Source organism: Rhizobium oryzicola (assembly GCF_030504645.1).
Taxonomy (GTDB): Bacteria; Pseudomonadota; Alphaproteobacteria; order Rhizobiales; family Rhizobiaceae; genus Neorhizobium; species Neorhizobium oryzicola.
Genome location: NZ_JAUKWQ010000005.1, coordinates 17,854 through 38,146 on the forward strand (window position 1 = coordinate 17,854; position 20,293 = coordinate 38,146).

General features: G+C 57.7%; 16 protein-coding genes. 12 read left to right on the forward strand and 4 right to left on the reverse strand.

What is annotated here, in order from left to right; translation table 11 throughout:
* Positions 1-244 precede the first annotated feature (244 nt).
* The 3 genes from Q2T52_RS16110 to Q2T52_RS16120 all read right to left on the reverse strand — a co-directional run bounded on the left by Q2T52_RS16110 (position 245) and on the right by Q2T52_RS16120 (position 4,578).
* Positions 245-2,374, reverse strand: a complete 2,130-nt coding sequence (locus Q2T52_RS16110) for a DNA/RNA non-specific endonuclease (RefSeq protein WP_302077817.1) — start codon at positions 2,372-2,374, stop codon at positions 245-247.
* A 94-nt stretch (positions 2,375-2,468) separates the two neighbouring features.
* The gene (locus tag Q2T52_RS16115; RefSeq protein ID WP_302077818.1) at positions 2,469-3,509 is read right to left on the reverse strand and encodes a S1/P1 nuclease; all 1,041 of its coding nucleotides are present in this window, start codon (positions 3,507-3,509) and stop codon (positions 2,469-2,471) included.
* Between the two features lie 28 nt (positions 3,510-3,537).
* Positions 3,538-4,578, reverse strand: a complete 1,041-nt coding sequence (locus Q2T52_RS16120) for a heparin lyase I family protein (RefSeq protein WP_302077819.1) — start codon at positions 4,576-4,578, stop codon at positions 3,538-3,540.
* Positions 4,579-5,317: 739 nt separating this feature from the next.
* Here Q2T52_RS16120 and Q2T52_RS16125 point away from each other — a divergent pair.
* The 4 genes from Q2T52_RS16125 to Q2T52_RS16140 all read left to right on the forward strand — a co-directional run bounded on the left by Q2T52_RS16125 (position 5,318) and on the right by Q2T52_RS16140 (position 10,600).
* Complete coding sequence (locus Q2T52_RS16125; RefSeq protein ID WP_302077820.1) at positions 5,318-5,566, forward strand: hypothetical protein; 249 nt, start codon at positions 5,318-5,320, stop codon at positions 5,564-5,566.
* Between the two features lie 538 nt (positions 5,567-6,104).
* Positions 6,105-7,244: an anti-phage 6A-MBL system MBL-fold protein gene (mblB, locus tag Q2T52_RS16130; RefSeq protein WP_302077821.1), complete on the forward strand. Its 1,140-nt coding sequence runs from the start codon at positions 6,105-6,107 to the stop codon at positions 7,242-7,244.
* Positions 7,245-7,248: 4 nt separating this feature from the next.
* Positions 7,249-9,489 (forward strand): anti-phage 6A-MBL system cap2_3 protein, encoded by a 2,241-nt coding sequence (gene cap2-3, locus Q2T52_RS16135; protein WP_302077822.1) that lies wholly within the window; start codon positions 7,249-7,251, stop codon positions 9,487-9,489.
* On the forward strand, positions 9,482-10,600 hold the full coding sequence (locus Q2T52_RS16140) for a patatin-like phospholipase family protein (protein WP_302077823.1): 1,119 nt from the start codon (positions 9,482-9,484) through the stop codon (positions 10,598-10,600). Before cap2-3 ends, Q2T52_RS16140 begins: the two co-directional genes overlap by 8 nt.
* A 388-nt stretch (positions 10,601-10,988) precedes the next feature.
* Here the strand turns inward: Q2T52_RS16140 and Q2T52_RS16145 are convergent, their stop codons facing one another.
* On the reverse strand, positions 10,989-11,519 hold the full coding sequence (locus Q2T52_RS16145; protein WP_302077824.1) for a PIN domain-containing protein: 531 nt from the start codon (positions 11,517-11,519) through the stop codon (positions 10,989-10,991).
* Positions 11,520-12,175: 656 nt separating this feature from the next.
* Here Q2T52_RS16145 and Q2T52_RS16150 point away from each other — a divergent pair.
* From Q2T52_RS16150 to Q2T52_RS16185, 8 genes are all read left to right on the forward strand, one after another.
* The gene (locus Q2T52_RS16150; RefSeq protein WP_302077825.1) at positions 12,176-12,337 is read left to right on the forward strand and encodes a hypothetical protein; all 162 of its coding nucleotides are present in this window, start codon (positions 12,176-12,178) and stop codon (positions 12,335-12,337) included.
* A gap of 61 nt (positions 12,338-12,398) precedes the next feature.
* The gene (locus tag Q2T52_RS16155) at positions 12,399-13,097 is read left to right on the forward strand and encodes a hypothetical protein (RefSeq protein ID WP_302077826.1); all 699 of its coding nucleotides are present in this window, start codon (positions 12,399-12,401) and stop codon (positions 13,095-13,097) included.
* Positions 13,087-15,345: a TnsB C-terminal domain-containing protein gene (locus Q2T52_RS16160; protein ID WP_302077827.1), complete on the forward strand. Its 2,259-nt coding sequence runs from the start codon at positions 13,087-13,089 to the stop codon at positions 15,343-15,345. Before Q2T52_RS16155 ends, Q2T52_RS16160 begins: the two co-directional genes overlap by 11 nt.
* A gap of 2 nt (positions 15,346-15,347) precedes the next feature.
* Positions 15,348-16,322: a TniB family NTP-binding protein gene (locus Q2T52_RS16165; RefSeq protein ID WP_302077828.1), complete on the forward strand. Its 975-nt coding sequence runs from the start codon at positions 15,348-15,350 to the stop codon at positions 16,320-16,322.
* 12 nt (positions 16,323-16,334) lie between these two features.
* Entirely contained in the window at positions 16,335-18,158 is a 1,824-nt protein-coding gene (locus Q2T52_RS16170; RefSeq protein ID WP_302077829.1) for a TniQ family protein, read from the forward strand.
* Positions 18,159-18,605: 447 nt separating this feature from the next.
* Positions 18,606-18,914, forward strand: coding sequence for a PilZ domain-containing protein (locus tag Q2T52_RS16175; protein ID WP_302077830.1), 309 nt, complete (start codon positions 18,606-18,608; stop codon positions 18,912-18,914).
* Positions 18,915-19,183: 269 nt separating this feature from the next.
* On the forward strand, positions 19,184-19,414 hold the full coding sequence (locus Q2T52_RS16180; RefSeq protein WP_302077831.1) for a hypothetical protein: 231 nt from the start codon (positions 19,184-19,186) through the stop codon (positions 19,412-19,414).
* Between the two features lie 130 nt (positions 19,415-19,544).
* On the forward strand, positions 19,545-20,291 hold the full coding sequence (locus tag Q2T52_RS16185; protein ID WP_302077832.1) for a cytochrome c biogenesis CcdA family protein: 747 nt from the start codon (positions 19,545-19,547) through the stop codon (positions 20,289-20,291).
* Positions 20,292-20,293: the final 2 nt, after the last annotated feature.

The window sequence follows — 20,293 nt, forward strand, 5'->3', positions numbered from 1 at the left end:
ATGCAAATTGAGCGGAAGAGTTGTTTAGTGTTTTCCTGTCCGTGCGCTTCTGAGGTCACATCAGTTCAACACAGTCCCCAGGCGCAGGGGCTGCTTTCCGAATGCCCGACCGCGACGAGTGGCTTCTGATCATGTTCAGAGCACCACCCAATTGAACCAGACCATTGGAAGCCGCAGCAAGTGCGCCTATCCGCTCCAGCCCGAAACATCTAAACGTGGCCAACGAACGGAAAGCCGCCACTCGCTAAGCCGTGGCCTTACCATGCTGGTCGTATCTTGCGAGTTCCGAGAGGTCCAGCCAACCGCGCATCCCCTCCTGGATCACAGATACTGGCTTATATGCGGCGAGCCATTCGTCCGTCACATAAAACTCATTCTCCGTGACGTCTCTTACCTCTTGCTTGAGCAGGAAGCTGTAGACCTCGAAATCGTTTACCCCCTTCACCACCACAATTTTCCAGAACTCGCTCGGGATCCTGATCCGCGCGGCGCCGGAGGTGTCTTCGCCTTCGAACCATCCGTCATTCGCCCTCAGCATTGGACCCGCGAATATGCAGGCGGGCTGCAGTTCCTTCTTCGTTATCGTTTGGATTGCCGTTTCGAGATCGCCCCAGTTTTCTTGGCCCATGGCGCCCTGGTTGAACTCCTTGCGCTGTGGCGAGCAGTTCGTGACGTGGAACGTGTCTCCGTTCGCCATTTGAATTTCTGCAAACGTCGCACCCCAACAAACGTCATCACGTCTGCTGATATGTCCCTTGTCGAATGCGCCGCGATCATTGTTATAGAACTCGTCGGGCAGTTGGTACCGCGGATCCATACGTGGATCCAGGGCCCAGCGTTCAGCGAAACTAGCCTTGTCTGACCAGCCGGCGAGGCTGGCGCGCGATGTGCTCTTGCCGTCGACCACCTTCCTTCGATCTCGCCAGTCGACGTTCGTAGCGGTGAACAGCGCTAGCCGCCGTTCCTTGTGCATCCAGACGGAGAAGTGCGCGTACTTCAGTTCCACCTCGCTCCCCTCTAGGAGAGGCGCGAGGATGGCCTTTCCTTCTTCCGTAATGACTGGGCGGGGAACGTCTCTCGCGGGATCAAGGAAGCGCGAATTGAAGCCGGCGCGGGAGCTCAGACCATCGTAAATGATGGGCGTCCGCATTTTGTACGCTTCTGTCTCAAGCTGGGTGGAGGCAAGGCCCGTGGATCCTGCGGTCGCCAGTACGGGGGCGCTGGTACCGGCGACCTCCAGCGAAACCCGAAGCTGCAGAGGGAGCACGACGCTACCCAATGATTGCTGGCCACTCACAGAAAGCGTCTGACCATCCGTGCTTCCGCTGCCTTGAACCATCTGGATCTCCTGTTCCTTTGATGCATCAGCGCGCCCGATCGCGCCTTGTGGTCTCAAGTTTGTTGGCTGAATGGCGGTGGACATCACATCACCCGTCCGAAGAGCCCGCTCAATGTCGGCAAGCCTCTGCGGCCATAACCTCCTGGTCTGCTCCACTAGGTCAGCAGCGATGCGACTGGCGCGGTAACCTCTGTTTGCCTCCCACTGCACGTCCGTTTCCAATAGGCCATCAGTGCTGTCCGCAAGCCCGCCATTGACGAGCATGATCTTGCCTTCACCGTTACGTTTCAGGCATCCACCTGAATGAAGCGCAACGACTTGAAGGCTGTTGTTCGTCACGCATCCCCCCGATGAGCCATGGGCTGTGTCGGCGCGGTACCATATGAAGTCCTCGTCCTGTCTCGCACGAGTGACCTCGTTCTCCCTGAGGGCCACCTGCATCGGATTGCCTTCGGGATGCTGGAAGATCGTAACGAACTCTTCTTCCTGGATTTTCCCGCTTTCAGGTATGAGCCGAAGGAAGCTTCTGTCGCTGATCTGGTTGCCAGCCAGCGATGTGGGAGAAACGGCAACGACGGTGTAGTCCAGAGTTTTGGATGTCACGAAAAATAGTTCTGGTTGGAACTCGAAGAAGTCCGTCGATTGTGGACGCTGTCCGGCTACATCGAACCAGTAATCGAAAACGATTCTTGATGTTCCAACCGCAGCCGCATCTGAGAACACGTGATTGTTCGTGAGGACCATGCCCGGCGCGATCAGAAAGCCCGTGGCCCATCCTTGCACTGAGGCCGACTTGATCTCGATCCGGCCGACGCAACGGCGTACGAGAATGCAACGGTCGAGAAAGTTGACTTCTAGGAGGTCGTTGCGCTCGAAGAGGGCTTCCTGCTCCAGCGGCGTAGCCGTCTGTCCGTCTGCCGTGAGAAATTTCGGGCGCTTCGCGATATATTCGACGGTGGAACCAGCCGGAACCCCCGCTAATAGCGACTGCTCTGCGGCCGGCATTTCGACAATCTTCACGTGTTCAAGCTTCATCGGTCCCCTCGGAATAAATCGATATGGCGATGGCAAGTATCGAAGAAGGTCACACCAACAGAAAGCATCTCTCCAGTGGCGTGCATGGTTCAGCTCATTGGCCGAGCGCCCTGTTCAGGAGGTTCGCGAGACGGGCGCCAGCAAGTGCCGCCTGCTGCTCTGCAATTTTCCTCGCCGCGGTCTCGTACTCCCGAGTCAGTTGAGGCTTATCACCTGTCAGGACCGGATCCGCGTAGGCGTATTGTTTGGCCAGATCGAAGCTCTCTGTCGCCCATGCGGCCGGGTCTTCGATGGCAACTTTATCCGCAAGCGGCGCCGGTAGTTTCGAAGTGCTCATAAGCACGCCATCCACCACCTTCGTGTTGAAGCCGTCGAACAGGGCTCCGAAGACTGTCGAATAGCCGCCGAAAATGCTGTCCCAGTAAGCGTGAAGGTTGACTGGAACGCCGTTGGCAGGGACGACAATTATCTCGTTTCCACCACGGTCACCGGTGTCAGGTTCCGGCGGCGTCGCTTCGGCATGCTTCTTGGTAAAACGTTTGTCGTAAAGCGTCACGGCATGAAGCGGCTGATGGATGTCGCCCACGAGATGCAGTGTCCATGTCAGGTCGTATGACCGAACGTCATCCGTTTGTCCGGCGGAGCGGGGAAGGGCGGCAGCAAATAGCTTAAGCTGTGTGACCGCGTCTACGGGATCTTGCGGCGGAAGTTGCAGCCCGTCTAGCCGGAAGCCGATATCCGTGAAGTGCCAGTAGCCGTGTATCAGGAGATCTCGGTACCCAATATTTCGACCGGCGGTCGACGTTGTTGCCTCGTCCTTCAGGCGATCCTTTCCCCCGTTGCTTGCCTGCTGATACGCAGCATAGGTCTTAATGTCGTCCGCCCAGACGGCCGCACGGACGAAAATGTAGCGATCAATGTCTTTAGGTCGATGGTCGGGAGGCTCCGGGACTGCCGCGGCCCATTCCCGATAGTCCGGGTTCATTCGTAGCAGTCTGTTTGCTTCTGCGCGTGCGGCGGGGGTGAGTTGTTCGTAGGCTATAGCTGCGATGCGCATGTGGCCTTCGTCCCACCATGCCCTCGCCTGTGTCGACCAAAGTAGAGCTAAGACTGCTGCAAGTAGGGGTGCGCGCATACCGGAACTCCGTTTCCCGAGGATATTTCTAGCGATCGGTAGCTGTGCCGGAGGGTCCGTCGGGCGTCAGCTTGCCCGTCGGGTCGGCGTCCTGTCTCGATCCGCTCCGCATGAAATTCGCAAGTTTTGTAACAGTCTCGTAGGATTCGGGGTCCCGGTACGGGCCGAACTTGAAATACTCGGTCGACCGATTTCCTTCCTTCTGGTATCCGATGCGTCCCTTGACGGACGCAATCTTATGCCCGTTCGCCCAGATATCGACAAAGGCGTGCTGATCGGGCCTCAGCGCGAAATGGTAGACCATGGTCGTCCACCTTCCGAACGGTGAGGGAAGTGTTGAATACTGGGTCACGTTGATGTCTCGAGCACACCCTTGATCCTTAGCTACATCGGGGGTGGTGCCTGCCATCATCATTGTCGTCGAATATGAGCCGGCTGCGAGCCGCGGCGGGATATCCTTCGTCTTGTCATCGTGGGGCCAGCCGGCCGGCGAGAGCGAAAGTGGATACTGGTCGGCGATCAGCACCCTGCACAGCACATCATCCTGCTTGCGCGCGGGGTCGTGGTTGTCCTGTTCTACAGTTATGATGAATCGGCCCCCGGTGAACCGTTGCGCGAGCAGCGGTCCGCCGCGTGCAGCCTTATCTTCTTTCCATTGGCCAGAGATGAAACGTTTGGAGGCGGCGTTTAGGCTCTCGTCGATAAACATATCGAAACGGTACCAGACGTCCGCTCCAAGTTTCAGCCTGACTGCATCAGATTCCCAAATTTCGGCTCGCTCGTCCCCATCCCGTTGATAAACACTACCTTCATCTAGGCAGCTCCCGTGATGTTCCTTCAGAAAAGCGAAGGTTTTTGGTTCTGGTTTGACCGTCGCGACCATAGCTGTTTTGCCGTCATCGGTCTTCCCAAAGCTGAAACTGTTTTCGGGACGATGGCAAACATACCAGTACTTATCCGACGGTGCCGCGCTGAAGTCTTCCGAAACGATAGCCAAGCCCGAATCTGCGACGGCGTGTGAACAGGCGAACAAGGAAATCAATAAAATCGGCGCGAAAAAACCACGCATTTTCTCCTCCACCGGATGCAATGCTCATGCGGTCCATAACTACACTGATAGTCTCGTGAGGATTTCGAATGCAACTTCTGATGTTGATTTGGTAGCAGTTCGTTTTCGGGTGTCAAGCTTAATCAGAACGCAGGCCGATGAGCCGCAAGCCGCCATCAAACTTGGATCAGGTCTGCAATATAGGAGCATCCAACATGCTTATGGCATTGCCATGACAGGCGGAAAATTCACACGGAGGCGCCAGCTTGCTCGGTGTTGATCAGTATCTATTCAACGGACGTGGCCCGCATACATACCGCGCTCAAGCGGGCTCAAACTCGGTGGTGAGGCCGCAAACGCGGGTAAAACGCCGACTGCCACACAGCACAATTTCAATAGGCGTCGCTGGGTGTCGGGCTGCAGGCGGATCTTTATAACCACCCAATCAGCCGGCCAAAGCCAACGACCACTTCACCCAGGGCAGCTACCACTGCAATGATGCAAACGAGCCAGATCCACCAATTCATGCACGCTCGCCTCAAAGCTCACTTATCACGTATCAGTTTATTTGCTTGTGAATTCTACGCAACGGTTATGCCGCTCAACTATAGTCGGAAAAATCTACGGAGTTGTGGCATTGAATCTACTTTTTGGTCAGAGCGTGAATGTAACCCGGACCAAAATTGGCCTTTACCAAGCAGGCGGTTTGAGTAGACTTTCGCTGCCTCGACAGCATTTGAGGCTAAATTGGAGGACACCCATGATCAGATTGCTGGGAATCGCTATTCTATCCACCTGCCTGGCGGGAAGCGCACTGGCTCAGGAGGCTACCTGCAAAGCCAAAGCGACCGAAAAGAAGCTCGCGGGCGCGGCGCTCACCAGTTTCACCAAGAAATGCGAGAAAGATGCGGCCGCGGCTTGCGACGCGCAAGCGGCTTCTAAAAAACTCGCGGGTGCCGCGAAGAATAGCTTTGTGAAAAAGTGCACATCCGACGCAGTCGGAAGCTGATACGCTAATTGCAAGCGCCACCCCAACGAATGTGTTGCCTTTGCGCTGGTGGCACGGGGTGGCTCTTAGAAATTCCCATGGGCGCGGGCGATTTCCGCGATATCCAGTTCGCTAGGAACAGACCATAGGGGAGTTGCCGCTCCGGCAAATGACCGTCTTCTGGAACTAGCTAGCGACAGGATTGGACTGCGAGCGGAGAAAGTCAATTCCTAACCGGCACGCCGACGCGGCGGCCAGTTGCGCGCATACCGCGAATACCGATTGAGGAGCGGCCATCATTCATCGTAGCTAAGCACTGCGGTCAGAGCGGAGTGAATGCGTGGAACCAGTTGAGCATCCCCGCCTCCAGAGACTCCAAAACGTCAACCCAGCCAAAGGCTTGTCGGTGAATGACGCCGACGTCCCGGATCTGTGATTTCTTCAGTGTGAATCGGAACAAATGTGAACAAACCTCTTGCGGACAATACATGTCGCACCCATCTTCTGGTTGATATGTAAAATGTTAACCAATGCGGCGCGGTTACGAGGATCCCTGCAGATGACGGCACACATGAAGTTCTTCCCGACCGGGAATGCTGACACGACCTTTATTCAGCTTGCGAACAATCAGGTCGTCCTGATGGACTACGCGCATATGCGCAACGAGAAAGATCCCTCCGACAAGCGGATCGACCTCCCGACCGCGATCCGCGATGCCATGGACGAAGCCGGTCAGGTATCCTTCCGGGTTGTCGCCTTCACCCATCTTGACAAGGACCACATCTTCCGCTCCAGCGAGTTCTTCTGGTTCGAGCATGCGGCCGCATATCAGGGCGGCGACCGCATGAAGATCGACGAGCTCTGGGTACCGGCAGGTGTCCTGACGGAGGTCGCTCTCGACGATGACGCCCGCGTGATCCGGCAGGAGGCTAGGTATCGTCTGAAGGAAGGGAAGGGCATCAAGGTTTTCTCTCGTCCGGAGGCGCTCAAATCTTATCTGGAGGAAAATGGTCTTACGCTCGAGTCCCGGATGCACTGCATCGTCAACGCAGGCGAACTGGTTCCGGGATTCAACAAGTGGGGGGCGGAATCTGCCGAGTTTTTCGTGCACAGCCCCTTCGCGTGGCGGACGGATGCCGGTCTGATTGACCGTAACCAGGGATCGATCGTCGTCCAAATGACGCTGCGCGAGGGACAGAAGGAATCCTATGCTCTGCTAGGTGCAGACATCGATCATGAAAGCCTGTCCCAGATCGTCCGTACGAGCCGGGAGCACGCCAACGAGGGCCGCCTGCACTGGGACGTCCTGAAGCTGTTCCATCACTGCTCCTACCTGTCGCTTTCGCCGGAGAAGGGCGAGGACATGACGGAGCCGGTCGAAGATGTGAAGTGGCTTTTCGAAGAGCTTGCCCGCGAGAACGAGATAATAGTCTCGCCCAGCAAGCCGATCCCGTTGAAGGGGACGGAAGCCGACAAGGACGTGCAGCCGCCGCACCGTCAGGCTGCGAATTACTACCGCAAAATCATCAAGGATTCGAACGGCAAGTTCCTCGTCACCATGGAGACGCCGAGCGAAGCCCGGCCGAAGCCGATCCATCTGAAGATCACTGCCCAAGGTGTAGCAGTCATGCTCGCCGCGGCGGCGACCGCGACCAGCGTTGCCGCCTCGACACCGACGCGCGCCGGCAGGAACGGCTGACCGGATGTATTGGCAGCCTGAAGGATCGGATGTCGTCGACGTCCAAGAATTCGCCAATCCTCTTGCGACGGCGCTTCACGACTATGTCGTGGGGCCAGGCGAGAGCTACGCCACACTCGGAGAGTGCCGAAGGTTCAGAGAATTCGATCTTCTTTCCTTCGACCTGGTGGTCGAGCGGCCGCAGCGTCCGGTCTATGATATACGGCCGGTGGAATCCTTGACCGTGTGTTTCGCGCGGACCGGCTCGATGTCGTTCGCGGTTCTGGTTGCCCGCCCGGATTTCCCTGACACTCCGCATCAGAATCTGATGCCGGAAGGATTCCCCGCCTGCATCTGCGTCGACGACCGGCCATGGCAAGACACTCGAAGCTTCTACACGGCCGCCGAACTTATGGGGCGTCTGAGTGGCTGGTTCGAGAAGGCATGCCAAGGCGAGCTTCACGGGGCAGGACAGCCCCTCGACCCTCTATTCCTGCCGGACACTTTCAACCAGATCATCTTGAAGAACGATTTCTGGGAGGCGGCCCGTCTGGGGTCTAGCCTGTTCACCTGGGCCGTCGACAAAGAGGCGCAGTGCATCTTCATTGGAGGATCGAGGCCGTCGAGCGTGGCAGGTGACGATATCCGCTTGATGGCTTTCCATTGCGCGATCGAGCCGCAGCAGATGAAGCGGATGAAGAGGGCGCCCCGAGACCTCGGACAGTTGTCGGACTTCTTGGTCAATGCTGGGGTCGATTTTCCGAGCCTGCTACAGCAGTCCATCAAGGACTGGGTGAATGGCAAGAAGGAAATAGGAGACGGCAAGCGCATCACCTGCCTCTTGGTCACAATGCCCCAGATCGATCCGACAACCGGTGATGTCGGAACGTGCGAGACGGTAGCTTTCGTGACGGCATACAGCCCCGGAGAGATCGGAGAGAAGATGGGCTTCCTCCTGCGCAACGTCTCAGGCGAGGCGAAGGAGGTCAATTTCCTCCCCACTGTCGGTGCCCACGTGTCGATGGACGGGGTGCGGGACGTTCCTGTAACCATGTCGTTCGTCCACAAGGAGTTCGATGCAGCCGGAGCGGCCAGACTCTCTGGCGAGCCGCATGCCGACGAACGTCGCATCGTCATGATCGGCGCTGGATCGGCCGGTTCGGCGATCTCGGAAATCCTCGCCCGACAGGGTCTGTTCAAATGGACGATAGTGGACGACGACACGCTTCTTCCGCACAACGTGGCGAGGCATACGCTCAACAACCAGTTCGTCGGCAGAAGCAAGGCAATGGGGCTTGCAAACAGGCTCATGGGGGTCAGGGACGACGTCGATGTGCGTGCTGTCGTCGACAACGTCCTGACCCCGGTGGACAAGGCGACATTGGATCAGCAGATTGGGGATGCCGAACTCATCCTCGATGCCTCGGCTTCCGTTCCAGTTTCCCGATGGGCCTCCGATCTATCAGGCACTGCGCGGCGTCTCTGCGCGTTCTTCACCCCCGATGGGAAGTCCGCGGTCCTCATGATCGAGGACGGGGCGCGTTCCCTGACACTTCGCGATCTCGAGACGCTATATCTTCGGGAGATATTCATGAATCCTTCCCTTGCGGATCATCTCGGCTCCGTCGATCGCATGCAGTACACGGGGGCGTGCAGAGCTCTCACCAACAAGATTCCGATGGCTTCGATCCAGGTGCTCTCGGGGCTGATCGCTGCAGGGATTGCATCCGGTGTGAGAACGCCGGACGCTGCGGTCAAGATCTGGACCATGAACGAGGACGGTGTCCGGATTACTCCGGTTTCTGGCAACATGACGACAATGACGGCCGACGGATGGTCGGTTGTCTTGCCGGCCGCTTTGATAGATGAACTCCGGCAACGCCGCTTGACGGCGCTGCCATCGGAAACCGGTGGACCGCTTATGGGAATGTTCGACTTCGAACGCCGTCGCGTTGATGTCGTCGGAGCCCTTCCTCCGCCCAGCGACAGCATCGGCACCCCATCTTCGTTTACTCGCGGCGTCTCTCGGCTACGGACCGACATCGAGAATGCTGCCGCCCGAACAGGAAACCAGATCCGCTACATCGGCGAATGGCATTCTCATCCGGTCGGCCGTTCCTCACGTCCAAGCGGCACCGATCTCGAACAGATTAGGCAATTGAGGGACGCCATGGAACTCGACGGCCTACCTGCCGTGTCATTGATCGTCGCGGAAGACGACATGTCGGTACTGTTGGCCGGAACGAGGAGGCTGTCAGATGGATAAAGCTGTAGACAGGACGCGGCTGGGTCTTGCGCTTTCGGGCGGCGGTGTCCGTGCGGCGGTATTCCACCTAGGCGTTCTCCGGCATCTTGCAAAGCTGGGCCGTCTCGAGGAAGTTGCGCAGATGTCTACTGTTTCCGGAGGTAGCCTGATAATCGGCGCGATCTTCTCCCACGCAGATTTCAAATGGCCTACCTCCGAGCAGTTCTTAAACGAGATCTATCCCGTGCTTCGGGGAAGGCTTACGGCCGGCGACCTGTTCAGCCTCAGCGCGCTGGGCTGGCGTGGAATTATTCGGGAGAACATTCGAATCCTTTTCCGAAGAGCCGAGATACTTTCCGAACTTCTCTCCGCTCGCTGGTGCGTCCGAGGATCGGTGAAGGATCTGCCCGACACGCCCGAATGGCATATCAACACGACCTGCTTCGAGACCGGCAAGAACTGGCGGTTCTCGAAGAGGATGATGGGAGACTGGCAGTTCGGGCGTCACTTCAGCCCGGACGTCCCGATCGCGAAGGCTATCGCGGCGTCGGCAGCAGTTCCTTACGCGATCGGTGTCCTACGGCTAGAGCTGCCAGAACATGGCTGGTGGAAGACGGACCGGGCGACAAAGAAGCCGCAAGAGAAGATTTCACGGCCCATGCGGCGCGTTCGGCTCTGGGATGGCGGGGCATACGAGAACATGGGTCTGGAGGCCCTCTACAAGCCTGCCGACGGCCTTCAGGGATGCGACTTCCTCATCTGCAGCGATGCCTCGGGGCCGTTGACGCCCCCGAAGCCTTTTTCGATCACCGGGATGCTTCAGGGCAGGCTCAACTCGCCGCGCCTCTTCGACATCGCAAGCGATCAGATACGGGCACTACGATCGCGCATGCTGATGGGATCGATCCAGCGTGGAGAAGTGAAGGGCGTCCTGATTCGAATGGGCGTTTCCATGCGGCAGTTCGGCATGGAGCCAGCCGCGCTTGCGGAGCGGCTCACCGACGAGCAGAGCGCTCTCTCGCTGAACTACCCGACGAACTTGACAAAGATATCGGAGGACGACTTCGATCTTCTTTCGCGCCATGGCGCGGAGGTTTGCGAAGCCACTTTAGTCACTTACATGCGCGCTTGATCCTGCTTTCCCGGCGGACTTTCGCGGCGTTAGTAGCGGAGACCACCATTTGCTGTTCAGGTTGCCTGTGGCGGGAGCCGCTCGGATCGTTCACGAATTCTACGCTACACGTTCGAAGTCACAAGCGACAACTTAGATATTTTCCTGGGAAGAGAGCAACGCTCCAGCCTGCTTCGACGCCAATGACGGACCTGTGAATTGGACGCCATTTATTAACGGGTTGGCGTCATACCTGCGGTATCGGATAGAGGAAGCGGCGGGCTTAGACGCCGCTTCCGCGATCGGATGTTCCACAGTGGTCTAGGATGCCGCTGTGGAGGGCAAGGCTTCGAGGTCTGCCCTGCTTCCTAGCCGGCGGAAAGGCCTTCTGCCGAAGGTTCTGAAGTTGCTATTCGGCTGCGCTGCTGTGAGGTGGCGCAGCCGCACTGGTAGGTGGGTATGGTTGCTGGCTTGGCATCTGGTGCAGCATCAGCGCGGGGTTAAATATGCCGGGCAGGGGAAACACGGAATCGATACGCTCTAGATCTCTCGTCTTAACAGCAGCGATCGGTAGCTCTGTCACGATTGAGGCAGCAGCAACCATCGGATAGTGCCCATAGCTGGGCAGTTTTGCGCGTTCGTTGGGAAGCCATGTGTTGCGGAGAGGCGCGTGGTCAAGGATGCGTGCCAGAACGCGTGCGATATCCCTGTCCCTGTTCCCGATCACTTCAACGCCTGTAAGCAGTTCCTCGTAGAACTTGCGAAGCTCGGCTGCCTTGCAGGCATCCCTTTTGGATAGAGCCTCCAATCCTCTTTCGATCGTCAGGCATGTGCCAAACGGTATGGCGATCTGTGATCGCTCGAAGAAATTCAGCAATCCGAGTTTTGGTCTACGTTTGGAAAATTCGCTGAGCACGCAAGCGGTTATTAGATATTTCAATTTCTGTCTCCTAAGGATTCAGCACCGTTGCTTAGGCAGGTGCCGGGGAAATGTACGGCGTCAAAGACGTCGGCTTTGTTAACAGCGGGGCAGCACCTAAAAAATGTTGAATCCTATGCAGCGGTGAAGCTGATTTCCCTCGTCGGTGCCCTCAACGTTTCATCTGCCGTCCAGGTCCTGCGCTGAACAATACTTCTTTGGAATGACAGCTAGTGACATTGAGCCAGTCGATTTCATCGTTCGACCCTGGCTATCGAGTAATCGGTAAGGACCAGCAACAGCGTCGAGGGGCAACTATGCCCGTGAAAGTCTCTAGCGTGATATCGGATCAATACTGCAATTTTACCCAAGATCGTGTCGGGCGAGCACGTGATCGGGCTTGGAGAGAATGCTTCAACGACTTATCGTCTGTTCCTTATTTGTTCTGAACGGATTTGACACACTCCTAATGGCGAGTTAACCTCAACCTAATGTACCGGGTAATTTTTCTTACGAAGGGGCTCGCTTTTTAAGTGGCCGGCCGGTACCAGGGCAGTCTAACCACAGGAGCCAGACATGAGCAGGATAGGCATACCGTCAAATTGACTTCTTAGGGCGGAATTCCGCCTTTGAGGTCATTGGTGTGTTTCAATCTGCTTATCGTCAAGAGGTGCTCCATGCATTTTGCACGTCAGGTCTCCCAGCACATTGCTCTCAGTCGCGCTGGCCTCGGCTTTCTCAGCGTTCCTCCCCTTCGGAATCCGCGTGTCTTCGGCACCGCCAACCGCTTCACCGAGACCGGTGCGGCGGAGGTCATGGACAGCGGAATAACCCGGTAGCGTCGCGAGCTCGACTGCGACGGACACCATCTTCTGGAACGAACCGCTGGCGACGAACGCCGTGCGCAGGCCTCCTGACACCCATGGCAGGACGCTGCGTGGCTTCTCGATCTTTAATGAGACGGTCGTCTATCACGAGAGCGATCTCGAACGGCGCGTCTCCACGGTTCTCCAGCTCCGCAAGGATGTCCGGAAGATCTACTCCCAATATCCCGTGCTTCTCTACCGCGACGCCGATGGCGAGATCCGCGAGCACATCTGCGACTACAGCGTCGTCTTCGATGGCGGAGAAATGGTCGCGGTGGTGGTGAAGCACGCCCGGAAGGAGGCGGCCATGCGTGACATGATCGACCGGGTCCGGGCGTTGGGATTCCTGAAGAAGTCCAAGAGCGGGATCATCGCGCCGGCTGCGGTAGGCGATATTCGGCTTCTGACAGAGCGCCATGCCACCTACGGCGCTTTCGAACGTGCCGGCCGCATTTTGCGTGCCCGGCGGATGCGGGACGATGCGGAATACGCGCGCACGCTCGCTATCGTCCGCAATCTCGGCGGGCAGTTCAAATTCGGCGAACTTCTTCGCGGCTGCCCGGATCGTGCGGCGCGGCGAACGGCGGTGCTCCTCCTTATCGACGACCTCGTCCTCGTTACGGAAGGCTCCGGAAGTATCGACGATCTGACAATGTTGAGGGTCGCCAATTCCGGCGCTGCCCAGCCTGCCACTCCCCATTTCTCGACGAAAGGTATCGACCATGCTGCATGACTTCCAGAAAACGTCCCACTTCCCGATGCCTCGTGTGTTCCACCATGCCGTGGTGAAGATGAGCCATATCGATCGCTATTCCGACAACAACGTCGACTGGGTGCCGGTGCGCGTCGACTCCGACGGCTGGCGCTTCCGCAATGAAGCCGATGGCCAGCAGGAGGTGTTCAAGGATCACCAGGAGATCTACACGCGGCTTTCTAGCGGGGCCGCGAGCATTCGCTACAAGTACAACGCTCCCGAGGCCCAGAAGCTGCGCTTCATCTTCGGAGACAAGACCTTCGAGGACATCGGTGGAAAGAGGCGCCATCTGGCGCTTTTTCGCGAAGGGCTGATCAAGCGTTTCGACATGGAGCGCGCAGCGCTTGGCAGGAAGCCCCGGTGGTCGAAGGAAATCTTCGAGGCGAAGCTTCGCGGCTGGCGTAACGAGATTTTGACGGAGATGCTGGATCTCGACGCATCCGGCCCCGATTGTCGCGCTGACTTGATGATCGAAGTCAATGCTTTCCCCACGCCGTCGGTAAAGACCTTCCGCCGCGACTACAAGCGATACCATGAGAGCGGAGAACAGGTTCTGGCGATCGTCCACCGGCATCACGGTCCTGGACAGCACTTTCGTCCGACCGAGGAGGTCGAGGCGCTGGCCTTCGCCCATAGGCATGCCCTTGCATACATGACCCCTACCAAACCCTCGATGGCAAAGGCATATCTCGATTATGGGGCTGCACTGATTACGGAGAACGCCGGCCGGGAACGGAAGCTCGGCAAGATCAAGAGGGGCAAGTTCGAGGGGATCATCGCAAAGTTCGACGCCTTCGACAAATGGGACGGCCGTCATGGACGCGCTTCCGCGATCAAGCACTTTTCGGCCGCGAAGCGCGGGATCAGTGCCCTTTCCATCGGCGAACGCATCGAGATCGATTTCTGGAATGTCGATCTCATGTCGCTATTCGTGGAAACCGGGATGTGGTCGATCCTGCCACCGGCATATCGGGCGGCCATCGAGGGTAAGCGCATCTGGTTCGTAGCTGCGATCGATGTCGCCACCCGCTACGTGCTCGCGTTTCGCGCCAGCCTGAATCCCAATGCAGTCACAGCCGTCGCCGCCATCCGCATGATCATGTCCGACAAGCGCCATATTTCTGATTTCGTCGGTGCGTCGACGCCTTGGAGCGGCCTTGTCCAGCCGCGCGACATTTTCAGCGACAACGGCACGGAGTTCGCGAACGACCATGTCGAGGGCGTGATGCGTTCCGCCGGTATCACCTTCAATCGCCCACAGGCTGGAAAGCCTCAGGCACGTCCGTTCATCGAGAGTCTGTTTCACTCCATCGGCCCCCTCCTTGCAAGCTGGTTCGAGGGGCGTACGTTTGGCTCGATCGCTGAGAAGGGCGACTACAAGCCGGAGCACCGCATCACCCTGCAGGTCGACGAACTCATCAAGCTTTTCGTCTTCGCGGTCTGCGACATCTACCACAACAAGCCCCATAGCGGACTTGGCGGTGGCACGCCGCACAATGCCTGGGTCCGCGCTGCGCAGGAGCACGGGATCGAGTTCCCGAACCAGAATCCGCAGGAGATGCTTCAGATCTTCGGCGTGCGTCACAAGCGCCGTATCAGCGGATATGGCATCACTTATATGGGCGTGCCCTATGGAAACGACGAACTTCATCGGCAGCGCACTAAGTACGGCCAGATGGAGTTCGAGATCAAGGTCGATCCTGAGAACCTCAGGCACATCGCTGTACGCGGTGACAAGGGCTGGTTCGTCGTCGAGAACCTCGTCGGCATCGATGATACAGTGTCGCTCTACGAATGGATGGAGGCCCGCCGGCAACTGCGCAGGCAGCATGCAGACGAAGCGGAAGCAGGCCTCGAGGCCATGTACAACGCGATCAATCGTCTGCGGGCTATCGGGGAGGCTGCTGCACTCCGTGCTAACTTGACACCTCGCGTGCTCAACGCCCAGCACTACGACATCATCGAGGCCGAACTTTTCGGGGCTTGGGAAGCAGTCCGAACCGCAGGCACGTCCGTGCTCCACGAGCCCTTCGCTCTTCCTGAGGATCCCCTGCGCAATGGAACGCTCGCCGATACACGCGCCGTGCCGGACTACCATGAGGCCCGCAAGCGCGATGCGAGGAAGAAGAAGCCCCGCACCGTGGAGGAAGATCAAGCTTCTGCGGCCGATATCGATGTGGATGTCGATGCCGACATCGTGCCCGACAGCTACTACGAGGAGTACTGAACGTGGACAATCTGTTGAAACATACGACCGTTCCCAGCTCCGTTCGTGCTGACCTGTATCGTAGCTACATCGAGCATCAGCGAGACAGCCGTCTTCGGGAGGAGCTTCGCGAACTCATCGAGAATGCCGAGGCGTGCCTTAATGGCGGTGGATCGAGGCGTCGGGCGCTGTTCCTTATCGGAGCATCCGGGAGCGGCAAGTCCTTCGCTCTCCGCCATCACTTCAGCCTCATTCCTGAGTTCCAGAAACGAACCAATGAGTATGGCGAGCTCTATAGCCCCATCCTGAGCATCGAGGCCCCAAAACAGTGCACGGCAAAGGACTTCGCCGTCGCCATCCTCAATGCGATTGGGGTACCCACTAAGGTGAAGGTGACCGAGGGCGACCTCTACGATACCCTGCGGACCCAGCTTCGCGAACGCGGTATCCTCTATCTCCATGTCGACGAGGCTCAGCATCTGCTGCGTCACAAGACCAAGGCTACGGTTCTTGACGTACAGGAACGCCTCAAGAGCCTCATGCAGATCGTGGACTGGCCTCTTCACACGATCTATTCGGGCGTTCCGCAGCTTGCCGATCTGCTGACCGGCGACGATCAGCTTGCGAATCGTTCCCGCGTGATGCGCTTCGTGCCCATCAGCCTTACCAACGAAAAAGCGAAGATCGAAGAGGTGTTTGCCGAGATTGTCGAGAAGAAGTGCTCTCTCTTCATCCCCGACGAACTCAGGACGAACGACTTCCTGGGACGGCTCTGTCACGCCAACCGCGGCTGCTACGGAAGCATCATCGAAGCAGTCCAGGCGGCGTGTCTCCTGGCCATGGGAAAGGGGAAACGCGGGATCGACCTGCGCGCCTTCGCATTCAACTACCAGCGCGAAACAGGGTGTCTGCCGAGCGACAACATCTACATCGCGAAGCGTTGGAGTGAGATCGATCCGCACAATGCTCTCGCAGATCTCGCGTCCATTGGAAATTGAGGAGGAATAGAAATGGCACTTCCCGTTCAGCTCCCTTTCCACGATGACGAAAATCTGGTCGACTTCGTGGCGAGGCTTGCCGCCGCCAATGGATATCCTTCCCTGCGTGCTTTCCTTTTGCATACGGAAATCACGGCCGGCAATCTGTTTCATGGCGATGAGGACGCTCTGGCCGTTGTCTCAACGTGGACCGACATGCCGTCCCCTCGTTTGGGAAGGCTTGCGACCTACGTGACAGGGCAGGGTGCGACCTGGAGACTCGGCTACGCGACCTTGAGCAAGGATATGCGGCCGGGCCGCACAATGCGTTTCTGCGCCTCCTGCGTCATGAGCGACCAGGAAAGAGAAGCAGGCCGGCTTGTAGGCAGGGCCTATCGCCGCGCATGGTGGTCTGTCCGCGGAATCGGCGGCTGCCCAGACCACGGATGCGGTATCACGACGGTCGAGGTGGCGGCGGCCGTCGACGTCCACGACTTCACTCACTTTGTGAATACGAATCTCGCGCTGGTCGAGGACGCGAGCATTAACCGGACGCAGAGCTCGACGCCCCGGCTGGACAGATATCTGAGGGATCGCATCCTGAAGCCTGCCCCGGACGACTTCTTGGGTTCCTTGGAAGCCCATGTTGCGGTCGAGTTTTCACGATATTTCGGGGATTTCTTGAAGCTTCATGGCGAGGTGAATGCGGCCGGCGACGAAGATATCGATTTTCGCGAACGAGGCTTCCTCATTGCAGCGGGAGGTCGAAGCTCTGTGCGCCAGGTCATCGCCGACGTAATCGACCGGAAGCGGCCATCGACCAAATATATCGAGGCCGTAATCGGACCGATGGCACGGTGGCTGCGCCGGAACGCTGAGAATGCATGCTACTTTCCTGTTATCGATCTCATCCAAAACGCGCTCGAAAGGAGCATGCCGTTCGGGGTCGGCCAGACCATCCTGAAGGATGTGCAGGAACGACATATCTACTGCGTCAACTCGGCCCACGCCGAATTCGGCCTGCCGAAGGAGAGAATTAGGGCGTTGATGGCATCGAACGACCCGGACTTCCGACACGGGCTGCCCGACGGTTCCACCTATTTCGCAGCCGAAGCGTTGCGCCCGATCCTGGAGGCGGCTGCCGAGACGCTGACGACAACTGAGGCTGCGTTCGTGCTCGGTACCACGGAGCAGAGGGTGCATGATCTCCTCTCGGCAGGTATCCTCGAACAGGTCGAAAAGCGGGGCAACGATGTCAGGGCATATACGCGCATTCCCCGGACTGCGGTGGAAGATTTTTCGGCGAGGTTGGCAAGCCGCATGCCATTGGCGGCTTCCACCGACAATTCATACACTTTGTCCGCTGCAGCTCGCTTGTGGAGACGACAGTTTCATACGCTGGTCGCGATGATCCTCGACGGCTGCCTTGCAGCCTCGATCCTGCCGGGGGAAGGGCCACTTCTAAAAAGGATTCTCCTTTCGAAACGGGCTCTGGTCGAAGATGTTAGCCCCACCGCGGGAAGCCACAATGAACTTGTCCGACTGAAGGAGGTCGAGTTGGCGCTGGGCACCGCATCGATCACTGTCTCGGATTTGATCGGAAGGGGGTACCTGCGGCAGAAGATCGTCCGGCGTGAGACCGGAAGGACCGTGAAGTTTGTGGAGCGCGAATCCTTGAACGAATTCTTGGGAGCCTACGCATCGCTCTCGATGATCGCGAAGTCGTGCAAGGGCTATCGGGCGCTTATCAAGAAGGAGCTCGACGATGCCGGGGTCCTACCGATCTTCGAACCCTCAGGATCCGTTGCTCGGTTCTACAGCCGTACCGAACTCTCTGAATCCGGATATAAACTCTAGGACTATCAACGAAACTCGATGCATAAGCCCGCTTCGGCGGGCTTATTTGTGCCTGGTTCGCGAACGTGCCCAAATCAAATCCAACGTAACGCCCACACGAGTTCACAAGCAATGAAAATTACGCTTATATTTCAGTAGAAAGATCAGGCGTAGGGACAAACCAAGGCCGCGCAATCACTAGCAGATCGAGCTTGTTAGCTGAAGAACGATCTGGTCTTCCGGAAAAATCTAGAATAGCTGAGGCGTGACCCATCCACAGCCGGTGACATGTCTGTCAACGTCTTGATGAAGCAACTTGGAGCACGATGACGATCTGCAGCCAGTATGCTCATTGAGGCGCGCGGCTGTGATTGCAGCAATCTGAGTTTAAATTTGATATTCTACTCAACTATTCCTTTATCAAAGAGTGTCAGACTGGTAGCGGTTACAAGCAAATACGGGCGTGCAATGAACCAGTCGATTCTTTCTCAAGTGGCGAAATCCAAGGATATTCTCGCACAGGTTCTAAAGTTCAAAGCCAGGCGCACCATGCGCAGCCAATGCGATATGCAAGGGATGATGAGTTGCAAGGAGTGGTCCATCCCCGTTACCATCACCAATCTTTCGGATGGCGGATTGGCAGTTTCTCTCAGTGAGGAGAATGTTGCGACTGTTGGAACCAAGGTTCAAATCGAGAGCGCTGTGACCGGTCAGGTGCGTGGCACAGTGCGGTGGACCGATGGTGTTACTGCTGGCATAGAACTAAAGCCGGCATAATGAGATTGATCTCTTGCTGAAGCCCGGCCGGCGCGCGCGCGAATGGGCTGAGCTTTCTCGTGTAATTGAACACGGTCACGCCATCCGTTCTTCTCGTCACGGAAGCAAAGTTCGCTATCCGTCACACACTGGCGGTGAGATCCTCCATTTGCAGTAATGCGTCACGTGATCGATACACCGACATGGCTTAGGGTTAACTCTCTTTTAATCGTCTCCTTGAGTAACCTTACAGTTGTGGCATGCTGCAGATGCTAACGGAGCGTCAGCGCATGGTTCAACATATTCACGGGACGGATGATCCTTGGGAGCCCAGTCTCCTCTGTCGGTTCACGGTCGAGGCGGCCATGCTGGATATGGTCAAGCGACTGCAGAAACAGGGCCTTGGAAACGAGGAGATTGCCGTTTCGCTGGCCGATGCGGCTGAAGACTATGTCATCCGGTTGGCCAATGCGCTTTGCAAGGAAGGCGAACCCGTGGAGCGGCCAAGCATAGAGCATTGATGGATGCCTCTGCTGGACCTGAGTTTCGGTCCGCAGCCAACCGGCCTGCGACATCGCGAGCGCATAAAGGTGATTGGCATCGGGTGGTTGCGCCGGATATGAGAGAGTGCCCATCCCGGAGTTGAGCCCTGTGTCGATTGCTGAAATATCCCTGCTGAGCGCGCTCTTGGCTGGCGCGCTGTCGTTCCTGTCGCCCTGCGTTCTGCCGCTCGTGCCGCCCTATCTCTGTTACATGGCCGGCATTTCGGTCGAACAGTTCCGGGGGCAGGAGGGGGCACCGGCATCGGCTGAACGAAGTGCCGTGCTTTTCTCGGCCCTCTTCTTCACGCTTGGCTTTTCCACCGTCTTCATCGCCCTTGGTGCGGGTGCAACCAGCATCGGCGTGCTGCTACGCCAGCATATGGATCTTCTGTCGAAGATCGGCGGCCTGATTATCATCGTGATGGGCCTGAATTTTCTCGGGGCATTTCGCATCGGACTGCTGGCGCGCGAGGCGCGGTTTCAAGGAGGCGGAAAGCCTGCGACGCTCTCCGGCGCCTATGTGATGGGCCTCGCCTTCGCCTTTGGCTGGACGCCCTGCATCGGCCCGGTGCTTGGTGCGATCCTGGGCGTTGCTGCCTCGCGGCAGACGGTTGGGGATGGCGCCATCCTCCTGTCAATCTATTCGCTGGGGCTTGCCGTGCCCTTCTGGATCGCGGCCGGTTTCTCCGGTGCGTTCATGCGATTTCTGACACGCTTTCGTCGCCACCTCGGACATGTTGAAAAGGCGATGGGCGCGCTCCTTGTCGTCACCGGCCTTGCCTTCCTGTTCGGCTTCATCAGCGACATGGCGATCTGGTTCCAGCAAAGCTTTCCGATACTTCAGCAGATCGGATAGCC